Origin of the sequence: Burkholderia sp. Bmkn7 (genome assembly GCF_041103175.1) — a bacterium.
Lineage (GTDB): Bacteria > Pseudomonadota > Gammaproteobacteria > Burkholderiales > Burkholderiaceae > Burkholderia > Burkholderia cepacia.
This window is the reverse complement of the sequence record NZ_JBGCUH010000003.1, coordinates 1,297,751-1,313,595: the sequence shown is the minus strand read 5'-3', so window position 1 is coordinate 1,313,595 and position 15,845 is coordinate 1,297,751. Positions and strand designations below refer to the sequence as shown.

Genomic DNA, 15,845 nt, shown 5'->3' with positions numbered 1-15,845 from the left:
GGACACCGACAAGCTTGGCGTGTCCGCGGCGCGATACAATGCCGTCCATGACACGCAAAACCCGAATCCAGCCGATCGAGCATGCCGTCGAGGACGACGACAATGGCTACGATCGCCCCAGCAAATCCCAGTTGAAACGCGAAATGCACGCGCTGCAGGAGCTCGGCCAGGCGCTCGTCGACCTGCCGAAGGACGCCCTCAAGCGCATGCCGATGCCCGAAGATCTCGCAGACGCCGTGCGCGAAGCCCGCCGGATCACCGATCACGAAGGCAAGCGCCGCCAGCTCCAGTACGTCGGCCGCGTGATGCGCTCGCTGACCGACGACGAGACGGCCGCGCTGCGCACCGCGCTCGACGCGCAGCGCGGCGTGAACAAGGCCGCGACGGCCCGCCTGCACTGGATCGAACGCACGCGCGAACAGTTGCTCGCGAACGACGACGCGCTGACCGAATTCCTGCGCCAGCACCCGGAAGCCGATATCCAGGAAGGCCGCACGCTGATCCGCAACGCACGCAAGGAAGCGCAGCAGGGCAAGCCGCCGCGCTATTTCCGCGAGCTGTTCCAGTGGATCAAGGCCGCCGGCGGCGCGTCCGATGCGGACGACGAAGCGGCGGACGACGCCGGAGACGACCATGACGACGAAGCGTAACCACCCGGACGAGCTCGTCGTCGGCCTCGTGTCGATCAGCGACCGCGCGAGCACGGGCGTCTACGAAGACAAGGGCATTCCGGCGTTGCAGGAATGGCTCGGCGGCGCGCTTACGTCGCCGTGGCGCGCCGAAACGCGCCTGATCCAGGACGATGCGCCCACGATCTCCGCCACGCTCGCCGAGCTCGTCGACGTCGCGGGATGCGACCTCGTGCTGACGACCGGCGGCACGGGCCCCGCGCGCCGCGACGTGACGCCCGAGGCCACGCTGGCCGTCGCGACGAAGGAAATGCCCGGGTTCGGTGAACAGATGCGGCAGATCAGCCTGAATTTCGTACCGACCGCGATCTTGTCCCGGCAGGTCGCGGTGATCCGCGAAACGGCCCAGGCCGACCATGCGGCGCTGATCATCAACCTGCCGGGCCAGCCGAAATCGATCCGGGAAACGCTCGAAGGGCTGCGCGATGCCGACGGCAAGTCGACCGTGCCCGGCATCTTCGCCGCGGTGCCCTACTGCATCGACCTGATCGGCGGCCCGTACATCGAGACCGACGACGCGGTGGTTGCGGCGTTCCGGCCGAAAAGCGCGCGGCGCTGAGCCTGTACCCGGCGCCGGGCGCGTGCCGGCCCGCTCAGGCGGCCGGCGCGGACTCGCCTGCCGAGGCCGACGCGGCCGGAATCAGGAAATGCTCGCGGTAGTACTTCAGCTCGTCGATCGATTCGTGGATGTCCGCGAGCGCCGTGTGCATCGCCCGCTTCTGGAACCCCTTGTAGATCGCCGGCTGCCAGCGGCGGCACAGCTCCTTGAGCGTGCTGACGTCGAGGTTGCGGTAGTGGAAGAACCGCTCGAACTCGGGCATCCAGCGCGCCATGAAGCGGCGGTCCTGGCAGATCGAGTTGCCGCACATCGGCGACTTGCCGGGCGACACGTACTGCGCGAGGAAGGCCTGCAGCTGCGCGGCGGCGTCCGCCTCGGTCACGGTCGACGCGCGCACGCGGTCGATCAGGCCCGAGCGGCCATGCGTCGACTTGTTCCAGTCGTCCATCTTCGCGAGCGTTTCGTCGCTCTGGTGGATCGCGAACACGGGGCCTTCGACGGCGACGTCGAGCGTGGAATTGGTCACGACGACCGCGATCTCGATGATGCGGTCGTTATCCGGGTCGAGGCCCGTCATCTCCATGTCGAGCCAGACGAGGTTCAACTCGTTGCGCACGAGCGCGGGCTGGCTGGTGGAAGCGGCGGTATCGGTCATGAGTCATCCTGGAAAATGGCGGGCAGCGCGCGGCGCCGCCCGGGCGGCCGGCATCGCATCAGCGGGCCCGGTCCGCAAGAACATATAATTCTCGCATAGAACCCTTTGGCGCCTTCGATGTCACCCTTTTCGTTCACCCTGCTGTTCGCGCTCGCCGTGCTCGCGATGGTCGTCACCAAGCTGTGGCTCGCGTCGCGGCAGATCCGCTTCGTCGCCGCGCACCGCAACGGCGTCCCCGCGCAGTTCAGCGCGACCATCCCGCTGACCGCCCACCAGCGCGCGGCCGACTATACGGTCGAGCGCACCCGGCTGACGATGCTCGAGATCGTCGTCAGCGCGGCCGTGCTGGTCGGCCTCACGCTGCTCGGCGGCGTCGGCGCCCTCGACACGCTGCTCACCGGCTGGCTCGGCCGCGGCTACGGGCAGCAGGTCGCGCTCGTCGCCGCGGTGCTCGTGATCACGAGCGTGATCGACGTCCCGTTCGAGTATTACCGCCAGTTCGGAATCGAACAGCGCTTCGGCTTCAACCGGATGACCAAGCGGCTGTTCTTCACCGACATGCTGAAAAACTCGCTGCTTGGCGCCGCGCTCGGCCTGCCGCTGCTGTTCGTCGTGCTGTGGCTGATGAACCAGGCCGGCAGCCTGTGGTGGCTGTGGACCTGGATCGTCTGGGTCGCGTTCCAGATGCTCGTGCTGCTGATCTACCCGACCTTCATCGCACCGATCTTCAACAAGTTCGAACCGCTCAAGGACGACGCGCTGCGCGCGCGCATCGAGTCGCTGATGAAGCGCTGCGGCTTCGCGGCGAAGGGCCTGTTCGTGATGGACGGCAGCCGCCGCTCCGCGCACGGCAATGCGTACTTCACGGGCTTCGGCGCCTCGAAGCGGATCGTGTTCTTCGACACGCTGCTCGCACGCCTGTCCGGCCAGGAAATCGAGGCCGTGCTCGCGCATGAACTCGGCCACTTCAAGCGCCGCCACGTGATGAAGCGGATGCTCGTGTCGTTCGTGCTGAGCCTCGTGCTGCTCGCGCTGCTCGGCTGGCTTGCACAGCGCACGTGGTTCTACACGGGGCTCGGCGTCACGCCGTCGCTCGACACGAGCAACGCGGGCGCCGCGCTCGTGCTGTTCTTCCTCGCGATTCCCGTGTTCCTGTTCTTCGCGACGCCGTTCGGCAGCCTCACGTCGCGCAAGCACGAATTCGAGGCCGACGCATTCGCGGCCAGCCAGACCGACGCGCAGGATCTCGTCAGCGCGCTCGTGAAGCTCTATGAGGACAATGCGTCGACGCTGACGCCCGACCCTGTCTACACGGCCTTCTACTACTCGCATCCGCCCGCCTCGCAGCGGATCGACCGCCTGCTGCAGCACGCATGAGCCGGCCGACCTCCCGCAAGCCGGCCCCGCGCGCGTCGGGCGCGCAACGTGCCGAAGGCCGCGTGATCGCGGCGCACGGGCGCCACTACATCGTCGCGCCCGACGATGGCGGCCCGATGCTGCAGTGCTTCCCGCGCGGCAAGAAGAGCGATATCGCGGTCGGCGACCGGGTCGCGTACGAACTCGCCTCGGCCGACCAGGGTGTCATCGTCGAGATCGGCGAACGGCGCAACCTGCTGTACCGTTCCGACCAGTTCAAGTCGAAACTGTTCGCGGCCAACCTCGACCAGTTGCTGATCGTGCTCGCAACCGAGCCCTATTTCAGCGAGGACTTGCTCGGCCGCGCGCTGATTGCCGCCGAGGCGAACGAGCTGAAGCCGCTCGTCGTGCTGAACAAGATCGACGTCGAAGCCGCGCTGCCGGTCGCGCGCGAGCGCCTCGCACCCTACCGCGCACTCGGCTACGACGTGCTCGAGCTGTCGGTGAAAGGCTCGCCCGACGACGCGCGCGCACAACTGATGCCGCACCTCGCCGGGCATTCGACGATCCTGCTCGGCCAGTCCGGGATGGGCAAGTCGACGCTCGTGAACCTGCTCGTTCCCGACGCCGAAGCCGCCACGCGCGAGATTTCGGCCGCGCTCAACAGCGGCCGTCACACGACGACGTTCACGCGCCTCTACCCGCTGGAAGGCGGGGGCGCCCTGATCGATTCGCCGGGCTTCCAGGAATTCGGCCTCTACCACCTGACGGAAGGCCGTCTCGAGCGCGCGTTTCCGGAGTTCCGGCCGCTGCTCGCGGACTGCCGTTTCTATAATTGCCATCATCTGCACGAACCCGGCTGCGCGATTCTCGAAGCCGTCGCCGACGGCCGCATCGCGCCGACACGGCATGCGCTGTATGCGCAACTCGTGCACGAGGCAAGCCAGATCGTCCGCTGACCCGCGCGGCACGCGCGCGGCGGCCAGCCGGTCCCATGCGGGCCGGCCCTCACCGACAGGAGCCGCGATGCGTTTCAAGGCACCCGATCTCGCGACGGCGCAGCATTGGGCCAACGTCCTCCAGGTGGCCGGCATCGGTTGCGAGCTGCATAACTGCTACGCGACCGGCGCACTCGGCGGCCTGCCTGCCGACGCGTGCACGCCCGAGTTGTGGCTCGACGACGAACGCGACGACGCGCTCGCGCGCCGGCTCCTCGATGCCGCTTCGCATGGCCCGTCGGCCGGCGCCGCGCCCTGGCGCTGCCGGCAGTGCGGCGAGGCGCTCGAGGCCCAGTTCACGGCCTGCTGGCAATGCGGCGCCATGCGCGACCCGCGCGACGATTGACCCGCACAGCAAAAAAGGCCGGCATCGAGCCGGCCTTTTGTCTTTCATCGGGCACCGCACTGCCCCGTCACGACACCCAGACGGCGAGTGTCAGCATCAGCAGCAGAATCATCCACAGGATCACTGCGCGCCAGACAAGGCCAACTGCGGATTGCAGCGTACGCGGCGTGCAATCGTCACCGACCGTCAACGGACCGCTGTCACCGACCGCCAGCGCATCGAGGCTCGACGGTTCCGCGAGCGGCCCCGCGAGGCGTGCGCCGAGCGCGCCGCTACCGGCTGCTAGCAGGACGCCGTCGTTCGGATCGGGCCACTGGCGCGTATGGTTGCGCCACGCGTAGATCGCGTCCTCGAAGTTACCGACGATTGCAAAGCCGAGTGCGGTCAGTCGCGAGGGAATCCAGTCGATCACGAAGAACGCGCGCTGCGCGAACGTCGAGAAGGCCGCCGTGCGGTCGTCGCCCGGCGTCGACCAGCTGCGTGCGAGGTATTCGGAAATCCGGTACAGCACGGCGCCGGCCGGGCCGATCGGCAGCACGTACCAGAAGAACACGCCGAACACGTGACGATGCGATGCGACAACGGCGTGAATCAGCGTATGGCGGACGATTTCGCCGACCGGCATGTCGACCGTGTCGATACCCGTCCACTCGTGCAGGATCTCGCGCGCACGGGGCACGTCATCGTTGTTGAGCGCGAGGTGGATGTCGGTGAAGTAGTGGCTGAACTGGCGGAAGCCGAGCGTGAAATACACGACGACGACGTTCCAGATGAACGCGAGCACGAAGCTCACCTTGTACAGCAGGAAATAGATCAGCGCGACGATCAGCACCCACGGCAGCACGACCGCGAGCCATGCGAGGATGCCGTGCTTCTGCTTGCCTGCGTCTAGACCATGCGCGACGGTTTCCGCATGAAACTGGAACAACGCGAACACCGGATTGTTCGGCGACAACGCGCGTACCTGTTCGATGATGAGGGCGAGGAGAACCGAAAAGAAAGTCATGCGTGGCGCCGTCTTCGGAGTTATGTCATTTTTTGCATAACGATAGCACAGCGTAAGCACCGGATGGCCGCCGGCGCAGTCGTGCGGCAGCCGGCCGCGCGCGCCAGCCGCCGCGTGCGCCTAGCCGGCTGCCAAGAAGCGGTACAGATTGCGCAACATGCCGGCAGTTGCGCCCCAGATGAAGTAATGCCCGCCGGGTTCGCCATTCGGATAGGGCATCGCAAAAAAACGACGCTCGCCGCCTTCCCAGCGAAACACCCGGACCTGATGGTTCGCGGGATTCATCAGGAACGCGAGCGGCACCTCGAAAATCTCGGCCACTTCGAACGTGTCGGCCTGCACGGTGAACGGCGGATGCACGAGGCCGACCACCGGCGTCACGCAGAAGCCCGTGCCGGTCAGGTAGTCGGGCAACGCGCCGAGGATCTCGACACGCTCGTCCGCCAGCCCGATCTCTTCCTTCGCCTCGCGCAATGCGGTTGCGGTCGCGTCACGATCGAACGGTTCGCGGCGACCGCCGGGGAAGCTGATCTGTCCGGCGTGGTCGTTCAGGTGGTCGGCGCGTTGGGTCAGCAACATGGTGAGGCCGGACTCGCGGACGACGAGCGGGACGAGGACGGCCGCGCTACGCGGATCGACGCCCTCCTGCAATCTCGCCTCGTCGGGCTCGACGCGCCACTCGAGCGTGCGCGCGAAACGGTCGCGCAGGCCGGACGGTGTCATCAGGCGGGAATCGATGGCCGGCAGGCCGGCGCCGGTGCCTTCGACCGGCAGGACTTCGGGATCGATGATGGGGCGGCGATTCAATGGGGCTCTCGTGTTTGTGTCGTATCGAGCATATTGTCGCGCCAGAATGAAAAAAGCACCCGGGTGGGTGCTTTTTCCTTACAGCTCTTACTCTTGGGAAGCTGCTGCGGCGCGATCCTTCGACACCAGCTTTTCCTTGATACGAGCCGACTTGCCCGAACGCTCGCGCAGGTAGTACAGCTTCGCACGACGCACATCACCGCGGCGCTTCACGACGATGCTTGCCAGCAGCGGCGAGTACGTCTGGAACGTACGCTCGACGCCTTCGCCCGACGAGATCTTGCGGACGATGAAATTCGAGTTCAGGCCACGGTTGCGAATAGCGATCACGACGCCTTCGTAGGCCTGAACGCGCTTGCGGTTACCTTCAACCACGTTCACGTTCACGATCACCGTGTCGCCCGGGGCGAATTCGGGGATCGTCTTGCCGGCGAGCGCGCGCTCGATTTCTTCCTGCTCAAGTTTTGCGATCAGATTCATTACTGACTCCTTATGCCATCGTGTCGGCGTTCACACCCGCCTGCTTCCAGGCCTGGCCCCGATAGAGGATGGATTCACATCAGGCGCCGCACACGCATGTACGGCACCGCCAATTCCCGCCCGCGCAGCCGCCTCAGGAGGCGTCCTTCGCTTCGCGTGCGAGGTTCGCGAGCCACGCCTCGTCGGCCCGGCTCAACAACTTCTCGCGGCGCGCCCGGACGATCAGGTCCGGCCGCTTCCGCAACGTATTCCTCAATGCTTCCTGGCGCCGCCACTTCTCGATCTCGGCATGATGCCCGCCGAGCAGCACGTCCGGTACGCGCACGCCGTCGTATTCCTCGGGGCGCGTGTAGTGCGGACAATCGAGCAGGCCATCGGCGAAGCTGTCCTGCACGGCCGACAGCGAATCGTTCAGCACACCGGGCAGCAACCGCACGACGGCATCCATCATCGCCATCGCCGGCAATTCGCCACCCGACAGCACGAAATCGCCGAGGCTGATTTCCTCGTCGACGCAACGGTCGAGCAGGCGCTGGTCGATCGCCTCGTAGCGACCGCACAGCACGACGACGCCGGGTTCCTGCGCCATCCGCACCGCGCGATCGTGCGTGAGCGGTGCGCCTTGCGGCGACATCATCACGACGCGCGTGCTCGCGATACCCTGTTCCGCCTGCGCCGCTTTCGCGGCATCGATCGCGGCTTCGAGCGGCCTGGCCAGCATCACCATGCCCGGACCGCCGCCGTACGGACGATCGTCGACCGTGCGGTAGTTGTCCGTCGTGAAATCACGCGGGTTCCAGGTGCGCAACCCGAAGCGCCCTTGCTTGACGGCCCGGCTGGTGATCCCCCAGTCGGTCAGTGCACGGAACATCTCGGGAAAGAGCGTGACGACGTCGAACTGCACCGCGCTCTCGGTAACCTGGTTCATTTCAGTAATCGGCTTCCCAGTCGACGACAATGCGACGCGCCGCCTGATCCACCGTTTTGACGTATACGCCGACGAACGGAATCAACCGCTCGTCGGTGGTCGGCTGACCGTCTTTGCCGGTCGCCGGATACTCGACACGCATGATCGAATGCACGCCGTTGTCGATCATCCCGCTCACCTTCCCGAGCGCCACCGATTGCTCGTTGACGACATCGAGACCGATCAGGTCGACCCAATAGAATTCGTCCGCGGCCAATGCCGGGAAATCTTCCCGGCGCACGAACACGCGAAAACCGCGCATGGCCAGCGCGGCATCGCGGTCGCTCACGCCCGCGGGTTGCGCAACGACAGTGTCGCTGTGCGTCTTCGACTGCAGGATGCGGACGAAAAGCCGCTCCGCACCGCGCTCCAGCCACCAGTGGCGCGCCTTGAGCAACGCATCGCCACCGCGACCGGCGTCGGCATGTGTCGCCACCTTGACCCAACCCTTCAGGCCATAGGCGTCGACCACTGCCCCGACCTCGACGGCATCGTCGGGCCAGGCCTGCGCCACTTCGAGACTGCCCTGCTCGGCAGCCTGACCGGCGTTCGCGACAACGTCGCGCTCGACCGGCTTGCGGACGAATGCGCCAAACGACGCACGCCCGCGCCTTGCATTACCGGAATCGTGACCCGCCATCAATGCACCTCACAGCCGGCACGACCGGCACACCGTGCCATGTTAGGCAGCCGGTTGCGCCTTTTGCGCTTCCTTCACGAGACGCTGGACGGTCGGCGACAGTTGCGCGCCAACGCCTTGCCAGTACGTCAGGCGATCCTGAGCGATACGCAGCGATTCGCCCTTCGTGGCGACCGGGTTGTAGAAGCCGACGCGCTCGATGAAGCGGCCGTCACGACGGTTGCGCGAATCGGTAGCAACGATGTTGTAGAACGGGCGCTTCTTCGAGCCGCCACGAGCCAGACGGATGATAACCATATGATGTCCTTCGGGAAAACCGGGTTCGAAACTACTGAAACACGCGATTATAGCCGGAAACCAGAGGTACAACAAACACTTACGCGCAAAAAATCCGCGGGCGGCCTGTCCGCCGGGCATAGAATCGTCGTGTCCGGGACGTTCCACACCGTCATGCCGCCCCTTCGCGCCGCCTCGATGTGCCGCGCGCAGCACCGTTTCGCGGCGCTGCTTGCCGGCCTTGCCTGCCTCGTATCCGCAATGGCGTCAGCCGCGCCGCTGCCGGTGGGCGAACTCGTCGTGCCGCCCGGCTTCCACGTCGAAGTGCTGGCCGACGCGGTACCGACCGCGCGCGAAATGGCGTGGTCGCCACGCGGCATCCTGTATGTCGGCACGCGGGAAGGCCGCGTGCACGCGTTCGTGATGCACGAGGGCCGGATCAGCGCGCGCTACGTGATCGCTTCCGGGCTCGACATGCCCGTCGGTGTCGCCTACCGTGACGGCGCACTCTATATATCAGCCGTATCGCGCATCCTGCGGCTCGATCGCATCGACGACCGGCTCGCCACACCGCCCGCACCCGCCGTCGTCACCGACGCGCTGCCGACCGAACACCATCACGGCTGGAAATTCATCGCGTTCGGCCCCGACGGCAAGCTGTACGTGCCGACCGGCGCACCGTGCAACGTCTGTCTCGCCGATCGCAGCCGCTACGCGATCATCGCGCGCATGAAGGCGGACGGCAGCGGGAGCGAGATTGTCGCCCGCGGCATACGCAATACGGTCGGCTTCGCATGGCACCCCGATTCGGGCGAGCTGTGGTTTACCGACAACGGGCGCGACATGATGGGCGACGACGTGCCCGACGACAAGCTGAGCCGCGCACCGCGCGCAGGCCTCGACTTCGGCTTCCCGTACTGCCATGGCGGCGACACGCCTGACCCCGAATTCGGCAGCCCCGACGTTTGCCGCCGCTACGTGCCGCCCGTATTGAAACTCGGTGCGCACGTCGCGGCCCTCGGCATGCGCTTCTATACAGGGCCGATGTTTCCGGCGTCGTACCGCAACAACGTGTTCATCGCCGAACACGGCTCTTGGAACCGCAGCACGAAGGTCGGCTACCGCGTGATGCGTGTCGTGGTCTCGGCGGACGGCAGCCACGCGCGCCAGACTCCGTTCGTCACGGGCTGGCTGCGGCCCGACGGCACGGTCTGGGGACGCCCTGCCGACGTGCTGCCGCTGCCGGACGGCTCGCTGCTCGTCAGCGACGATTACGCGGGCGCAATCTATCGCGTGACCTATGCGGCACCTTGACGCAGTACAGGGATGACCGGCCCCGACCGGGCATCGTAGAATGCGTGCCGGGCCGCGCGCCCGCGCCGGCCCGCCGGCCGCCCATGCCAACGACAATACGCCGCCATCCATGTCCAGCAGCACCGCACCGTCCCGCCGCTTCCGCTCCAAGACGCTCACCGCCGCCCTCGCGTTCCTGTTCGGTTCGCTCGGCGCGCACCGCTTCTATCTGTATGGCTTTCGCGACGTGTACGGCTGGGCGCACCTGCTCGCGACGATCGTCGGCATCCCGGGCTTCCTCTTGCTCGCCGAGACCCAGCGCAGCGCCGGCCTCGGCTGGTGGCTTGCGGTACCCGGCGCAATCTCGCTGCTGGCCGCCTTCCTCGCCGCGCTCGTCTACGGGCTGCGTCCCGACGAAAAATGGGACGCGCAATTCAACGCGGAGACGGGCAGGCACAGCAAGTCGGGCTGGACCGTGATCTTCGTGGTGATCTTCTCGCTGCTGATCGGCGCGTTCCTGCTGATGACCGCGCTCGCACTGTCGTTCCAGACGTATTTCGAGTCGCAGGTCGAAGCGGCCAAGCAGATTTCGCAGTAAGCGCAACGAACGCGACACACCGGCACCCCGCGCCGGTTCGGCGCGCCGATCAGAACAGGTTCAATTGCATGTCGTCGCGCGCCTGCGTCGATCGCGTGCCGGCTGAACGAACAGCAACACGCGGCGCCGGCGCCACGGCGGCCGGCGTGCCGCGAAACTGCGACAGATCGAGAATGCCGTTCGTGCGCTCGTTCAGCCCGAGCCGCTTGACGGCCTGGCGGAAGCGCTGCCGCAGCAGGTCGGCCCAGATTCCCTCGCCCTTCATCCGTTTCGAAAAATCCGAGTCGTAGTCTTTCCCGCCGCGCATGTCGCGCACGCGGTTCATCACGCGCTCCGCGCGGTCGGGAAAATGCGCGGCCAGCCAGTTCTTGAACAGCGGCGCGACTTCCCACGGCAGCCTGAGGATGATGTAGCTCGCATGCGTCGCGCCGGCTTCCGCGCACGCCTCGAGCACACGCTCCATGTCGGGCTCGGTGACGAACGGAATCATCGGCGCAATGCTCACGCCGACCGGCACGCCCGCCTCGCTCAACGCACGTATCGTACGCAACCGTCGCGCCGGCGTCGCCGCGCGCGGCTCGAGCGTGCGCGCGAGATCGGCGTCGAGCGTCGTGATCGTGACCGCCGCCATCACCTGCTTGCGCTCGGCCATCGGCGCGAGCAAGTCGAGATCGCGCTCGATCAGCGACGACTTCGTGATCGCCGCGAACGGCAACCCGCGATCATGCATCACCTGAATCACGCTGCGCGTGATGCGCAAGTCGCGCTCGACCGGCTGGTAGGCGTCGGTATTGACGCCGAGCGCGATCGGCTCCGGCACGTAGCGCTTGCGCGAAATCTCGCGCTCGAGCAGTTCGGCCGCATTGACCTTCGCATAGATGCGGCTTTCGAAATCGAGCCCCGGCGACAAGCCGAGATAACTGTGCGTCGGACGCGCAAAGCAGTAGATGCACCCGTGCTCGCAACCGCGATACGGATTGAGCGATACGCTGAATGGAATATCGGGCGACTGGTTGTGCGTCAGGATGCTCTTCGCCCGCTCCTCGAATACCTGCGTGCGCAGCGGCGCGGGGAAATCGGCATCGTCCGACTCGTGTGTCCAGCCGTCGTCGACCGCTTCACGCTGCGCGATCTCGTATCGCCCCTGCAGGTTGTCGACCGCACCGCGCCCCTTGCGGGGCACGGGCGGCGCTATCGGAAATTCGTTGTCGGATCGATCGTCCATATGCCCACCATTCGCCTGCGCCCAATACTGTACATTTATACAGTATTGGGCGCAGCGTGCCAAGAGCGGGATAAAGGAGAGCCCGGCGGCCTGCCGCCGGTACGTCAGTCGCCCACCGCGATCGTCAGCGTCTCCTTGATTTCCTCCATCACGACATAGCTCTTCGACTGCACGGCGCCCGGCAACTGCAGCAGGATGTCGCCGAGCAGCTTGCGGTAGTCGGCCATTTCGCCGATCCGCGCCTTGATCAGGTAGTCGAAATCGCCGGACACGAGATGACACTCGAGCACCTCGTCGATCTTCATCACTTCCCGGCGGAATTGCTCGAACATGTTGCCGCCCTTGTGGCCGAGCGTGATCTCGACAAACACCAGCAGCGCGGCATCCAGCTGGTGAGGATCGACACGCGCGTGATAACCGGTGATCACGCCGTCCCGCTCCATGCGCCGCACACGCTCGATACACGGCGTGACGGTCAGTCCGACCTGTTCCGCGAGGTCCTTCATCGCCATCCGGCCGTCGTCCTGGAGCAGTTTCAGGATGCGCCGGTCGAGCTTGTCGAGCGAGCGTACGGGCTGACGTTGCGTTCTCATTTGTTTATGCTGAAAACCTGAAAAATACGATAACAAAACCTACACATTCGACAATACCATAGCGCAAAAAACTAGATCAGCTAGAGGTTACACGGAGCCGCAGGTGCGCCCGGCCTCGATCTGGTCCCTTCCATCTGGAGCAGCTATGCGAGTCGTCATTCTGGGCAGCGGTGTGGTGGGCGTGGCAAGCGCGTATTACCTCGCGCGCGCCGGTCATGAAGTCACGGTGATCGACCGGGAGGCCGGCCCGGCGCTCGAGACGAGCTTCGCGAACGCTGGCCAGATCTCCCCCGGTTATGCCGCGCCGTGGGCCGCCCCCGGCGTGCCGCTGAAGGCCGTCAAATGGATGTTCGAGAAACACGCGCCGCTCGCGATCCGCCTCGACGGTACGCGCTTCCAGCTCCAGTGGATGTACCAGATGCTGCGCAACTGCACGGCCGAGCGCTATGCAGTCAACAAGGGCCGCATGGTTCGCCTCGCCGAATACAGCCGCGACTGCCTGCAGGCGCTGCGCGCCGATACCGGCATCCAGTACGAAGGCCGCACGGGCGGCACGCTGCAACTGTTCCGCACGCAGCAGCAACTCGACGGTGCAGCGAAGGACATCGCCGTCCTTCAGGAAGCGAACGTGCCGTTCGAACTGCTGTCGCCGGCCGAACTGAAGAATGCCGAACCGGCCCTCGCCGCCGTTTCGCACAAGCTGACGGGCGGCCTGCGCCTGCCGGGCGACGAAACGGGCGACTGCCAGCTGTTCACGACGCGCCTCACGGCACTCGCGGAATCGCTCGGCGTCAAGTTCCGCTACAACACGCCGATCGATGCGCTCGCGATCGCGGGCGGCAAGATCGCCGGCGTGCAGTGCGGCAGCGAGACGGTGCGTGCGGACGCGTACGTCGTCGCGCTCGGCTCGTACTCGACCAGCTTCATCTCGAACCTGATGAAGATCCCCGTCTATCCGCTGAAGGGCTATTCGATCACCGCGCCGATCGTCAACGAAGCGGCCGCGCCGGTATCGACGGTGCTCGACGAAACCTACAAGATCGCGATCACGCGTTTCGACCAGCGCATCCGCGTCGGCGGCATGGCGGAAATCGTCGGCTTCGACAAGAAGCTGCGCGCGGCGCGCCGCGAAACGCTCGAAATGTGCGTGAACGACCTGTTCCCGGGCGGCGGTGACACGTCGAAGGCAACGTTCTGGACGGGCCTGCGCCCGATGACGCCGGACGGCACGCCGATCGTCGGCCGCACGCCGGTGTCGAACCTGTTCCTGAACACCGGTCACGGCACGCTCGGCTGGACGATGTCGTGCGGTTCGGGCCAACTGCTCGCGGACCTGATCTCGGGCAAGATGCCTGCGATCCAGGCTGACGACCTGTCGGTACACCGTTACCTGAAGGACGTGGCAGGCCAGACGCGCCCGGCCTACGCATAAGCCGCCGCCGCCCGCAGCAATGCGGGCCTGCCGGCCGGCATCAAAAAGAAAGGCGCCCCGGGGGGCGCCTTTTTCATGACGTCGAGTGTCCCGCGAAGAATCAGAACTGGTCTTCCGTCAACGCGAGCACGCCCTCGTTGCCCTTCGTGCCGACGATCGACGCCTCGAGCGCGCCTGCCTGCACCAGCACCTGCTCCGCATAGAGCTGCGCGATCGCGATCTTCGCGTCGAAGAACGCCGGGTCGCTCGCGCGGTTCGCCTGCGCGGCCACCAGCGCACGCGCCATCTGCCATCCGCACAGCACCACGCCCGCCAGCTTGAGGTACGGCACGCTGCCCGCGAACACCGCGTTCGGGTCCTGCTTCGCGTTCGCCAGCACGTAATCCACCACCGACGACAGCGCCTTCGCGCCCTTCTCCAGCTGCACCTTCATCGATGCGGCCGCTGCGCCGTCCAGCTTGCCCAGCGCCGCGACAGTCTCGCCGATTTCGGCGATCAGCGCCTTCGCCACCGCGCCGCCGTCGCGCAGCGTCTTGCGGCCCACCAGGTCGTTCGCCTGGATCGCCGTCGTGCCTTCGTAGATCGCCAGGATCCGCGCATCGCGGTAATACTGCGCCGCGCCGGTTTCCTCGATGAAACCCATCCCGCCGTGCACCTGCACGCCCAGGCTCGCCACGTCGTTCACCATCTCCGTGCTCCAGCCCTTCACGACCGGCACCAGATATTCGTAGATTGCCTGATGACGCGCCCGCTTCGCCTCGTCCGAATGGCGGTGGGCAATGTCGCTGTGCGCCGCGGCCACGTAGGCCAGCGAGCGTGCGCCTTCGGTCAGCGCGCGCATCGTGCCGAGCATCCGGCGCACGTCCGGGTGATGGATGATCGTCACCGACTGCTTGGCCGATCCGTCCACCGGGCGGCTCTGCACGCGCTCCTTCGCGAATTCCGCAGCCTTCTGGTACGCGCGGTCGGCCACGCCGATCCCCTGCATCCCGACGCCGAAGCGCGCCGCGTTCATCATGATGAACATGTATTCGAGGCCGCGGTTCTCTTCGCCGATCAGGTAGCCGATCGCGCCGCCGTTATCGCCATATTGCAGCACCGCCGTCGGGCTCGCCTTGATCCCGAGCTTGTGCTCGATCGACACGCAGTGCACGTCGTTGCGTTCGCCCAGCGAGCCGTCGTCGTTCACCAGGAACTTCGGCACGATGAACAGCGAAATGCCCTTCACGCCTTCCGGCGCGTTCGGCGTGCGTGCCAGCACCAGGTGGACGATGTTGTCCGCCATGTCGTGCTCGCCCCACGTGATGAAGATCTTCGTGCCGAACACCTTGTACGTGCCGTCGCCCTGCGGTTCGGCGCGTGAACGCACCAGCGCAAGATCCGAGCCCGCCTGCGGCTCGGTCAGGTTCATCGTGCCGGTCCATTCGCCCGAGATCAGCTTCGGCACGTAGCGCTGCTTCTGCTCGTCGGTGCCGGCCGTCAGCAGCGCCTCGATCGCGCCGTCGGTCAGCAGCGGGCACAGCGCGAACGACAGGTTCGCCGCGTTCAGCATCTCGATGCACGGCGTCGCGATCAGCTTCGGCAGCCCCTGGCCGTCGTATTCGGACGGGTGCTGCAGCCCCTGCCAGCCGCCTTCGACGAACTGGCGGAATGCTTCGCCGAAGCCCGGCGTCGCGGTCACGACACCGTCCTTCCAGCTGCTCGGATTGCGGTCGCCTTCGACGTTCAGCGGCGCCAGCACCTCGCCGCAGAATTTCGCGGACTCGTCGAGCACGGCCTGCGCCGTGTCGTAACCGGCGTCCTCGAAACCCGGCAGTTGCGCAACGGTGTCGATGCCCGCGAGTTCCTTCAGCACGAACAGCATGTCCTTGACGGGGGCGTTATAGCTCATGGTGTGTCTCCCTCTTCTCTCTTCTGTCGATGGC

18 protein-coding genes are annotated in these 15,845 nt (G+C 66.1%); 8 read left to right on the top strand and 10 right to left on the bottom strand.

The genetic code is table 11. The features are described from left to right. The first annotated feature begins 47 nt into the window (after positions 1 to 47). Both yjgA and mog read left to right on the top strand, forming a co-directional pair. On the top strand, positions 48 to 650 hold the full coding sequence (gene yjgA, locus AB3K92_RS27615) for a ribosome biogenesis factor YjgA (protein ID WP_272481918.1): 603 nt from the start codon (positions 48 to 50) through the stop codon (positions 648 to 650). Continuing rightward, on the top strand, positions 634 to 1,248 hold the full coding sequence (mog, locus tag AB3K92_RS27610) for a molybdopterin adenylyltransferase (protein ID WP_048022994.1): 615 nt from the start codon (positions 634 to 636) through the stop codon (positions 1,246 to 1,248). The genes yjgA and mog overlap by 17 nt, the downstream gene beginning before the upstream one ends. A 34-nt stretch (positions 1,249 to 1,282) precedes the next feature. Here the strand turns inward: mog and orn are convergent, their stop codons facing one another. Beyond that, complete coding sequence (gene orn, locus AB3K92_RS27605; protein ID WP_048022931.1) at positions 1,283 to 1,903, bottom strand: oligoribonuclease; 621 nt, start codon at positions 1,901 to 1,903, stop codon at positions 1,283 to 1,285. Between the two features lie 117 nt (positions 1,904 to 2,020). Between orn and AB3K92_RS27600 the strand changes: the two genes are divergently transcribed. The 3 genes from AB3K92_RS27600 to AB3K92_RS27590 all read left to right on the top strand — a co-directional run bounded on the left by AB3K92_RS27600 (position 2,021) and on the right by AB3K92_RS27590 (position 4,603). Continuing rightward, positions 2,021 to 3,280 carry a M48 family metallopeptidase gene (locus AB3K92_RS27600; RefSeq protein WP_048022930.1) on the top strand — a complete coding sequence of 420 codons (1,260 nt, stop codon included), beginning with the start codon at positions 2,021 to 2,023 and terminating at the stop codon, positions 3,278 to 3,280. After that, positions 3,277 to 4,218 carry a ribosome small subunit-dependent GTPase A gene (gene rsgA, locus AB3K92_RS27595; RefSeq protein WP_021159738.1) on the top strand — a complete coding sequence of 314 codons (942 nt, stop codon included), beginning with the start codon at positions 3,277 to 3,279 and terminating at the stop codon, positions 4,216 to 4,218. Before AB3K92_RS27600 ends, rsgA begins: the two co-directional genes overlap by 4 nt. A 67-nt stretch (positions 4,219 to 4,285) precedes the next feature. After that, positions 4,286 to 4,603: a hypothetical protein gene (locus tag AB3K92_RS27590; protein WP_059678336.1), complete on the top strand. Its 318-nt coding sequence runs from the start codon at positions 4,286 to 4,288 to the stop codon at positions 4,601 to 4,603. A 67-nt stretch (positions 4,604 to 4,670) separates the two neighbouring features. On the opposite strand, the gene AB3K92_RS27585 is transcribed toward AB3K92_RS27590, so the two are convergent. From AB3K92_RS27585 to rpsP, 6 genes are all read right to left on the bottom strand, one after another. Further along, a complete protein-coding gene (locus AB3K92_RS27585; protein WP_021159740.1) occupies positions 4,671 to 5,609 on the bottom strand; it encodes a CobD/CbiB family protein in 939 nt (312 codons plus the stop codon). Positions 5,610 to 5,729: 120 nt separating this feature from the next. Beyond that, positions 5,730 to 6,416 (bottom strand): CoA pyrophosphatase, encoded by a 687-nt coding sequence (locus AB3K92_RS27580; protein WP_369466228.1) that lies wholly within the window; start codon positions 6,414 to 6,416, stop codon positions 5,730 to 5,732. 87 nt (positions 6,417 to 6,503) lie between these two features. Then, positions 6,504 to 6,896 carry a 50S ribosomal protein L19 gene (rplS, locus tag AB3K92_RS27575; RefSeq protein ID WP_006753174.1) on the bottom strand — a complete coding sequence of 131 codons (393 nt, stop codon included), beginning with the start codon at positions 6,894 to 6,896 and terminating at the stop codon, positions 6,504 to 6,506. A gap of 133 nt (positions 6,897 to 7,029) precedes the next feature. Then, positions 7,030 to 7,824, bottom strand: a complete 795-nt coding sequence (trmD, locus tag AB3K92_RS27570; RefSeq protein ID WP_006476548.1) for a tRNA (guanosine(37)-N1)-methyltransferase TrmD — start codon at positions 7,822 to 7,824, stop codon at positions 7,030 to 7,032. A 1-nt stretch (position 7,825) separates the two neighbouring features. Beyond that, entirely contained in the window at positions 7,826 to 8,503 is a 678-nt protein-coding gene (gene rimM / locus AB3K92_RS27565) for a ribosome maturation factor RimM (RefSeq protein WP_369466226.1), read from the bottom strand. A 42-nt stretch (positions 8,504 to 8,545) separates the two neighbouring features. Continuing rightward, positions 8,546 to 8,800 carry a 30S ribosomal protein S16 gene (gene rpsP / locus AB3K92_RS27560; protein WP_006476550.1) on the bottom strand — a complete coding sequence of 85 codons (255 nt, stop codon included), beginning with the start codon at positions 8,798 to 8,800 and terminating at the stop codon, positions 8,546 to 8,548. A gap of 153 nt (positions 8,801 to 8,953) precedes the next feature. Here rpsP and AB3K92_RS27555 point away from each other — a divergent pair, with 153 nt between their 5' ends. Beyond that, positions 8,954 to 10,093: a sorbosone dehydrogenase family protein gene (locus AB3K92_RS27555; protein WP_369466224.1), complete on the top strand. Its 1,140-nt coding sequence runs from the start codon at positions 8,954 to 8,956 to the stop codon at positions 10,091 to 10,093. Positions 10,094 to 10,202: 109 nt separating this feature from the next. Beyond that, positions 10,203 to 10,670 (top strand): NINE protein, encoded by a 468-nt coding sequence (locus AB3K92_RS27550; RefSeq protein ID WP_048022992.1) that lies wholly within the window; start codon positions 10,203 to 10,205, stop codon positions 10,668 to 10,670. 49 nt (positions 10,671 to 10,719) lie between these two features. On the opposite strand, the gene AB3K92_RS27545 is transcribed toward AB3K92_RS27550, so the two are convergent. Together AB3K92_RS27545 and AB3K92_RS27540 are read right to left on the bottom strand one after the other, a co-directional pair. After that, on the bottom strand, positions 10,720 to 11,895 hold the full coding sequence (locus AB3K92_RS27545) for a PA0069 family radical SAM protein (RefSeq protein WP_369466222.1): 1,176 nt from the start codon (positions 11,893 to 11,895) through the stop codon (positions 10,720 to 10,722). Positions 11,896 to 11,999: 104 nt separating this feature from the next. Continuing rightward, positions 12,000 to 12,488 carry an Lrp/AsnC ligand binding domain-containing protein gene (locus tag AB3K92_RS27540; RefSeq protein ID WP_011351353.1) on the bottom strand — a complete coding sequence of 163 codons (489 nt, stop codon included), beginning with the start codon at positions 12,486 to 12,488 and terminating at the stop codon, positions 12,000 to 12,002. Positions 12,489 to 12,633: 145 nt separating this feature from the next. Here AB3K92_RS27540 and AB3K92_RS27535 point away from each other — a divergent pair, with 145 nt between their 5' ends. Then, a complete protein-coding gene (locus AB3K92_RS27535) occupies positions 12,634 to 13,920 on the top strand; it encodes a D-amino acid dehydrogenase (protein ID WP_369466220.1) in 1,287 nt (428 codons plus the stop codon). A 100-nt stretch (positions 13,921 to 14,020) separates the two neighbouring features. Here AB3K92_RS27535 and AB3K92_RS27530 read toward each other — a convergent pair whose 3' ends face one another. After that, on the bottom strand, positions 14,021 to 15,811 hold the full coding sequence (locus AB3K92_RS27530) for an acyl-CoA dehydrogenase (protein WP_175850039.1): 1,791 nt from the start codon (positions 15,809 to 15,811) through the stop codon (positions 14,021 to 14,023). Between the last annotated feature and the right edge of the window lie 34 nt (positions 15,812 to 15,845).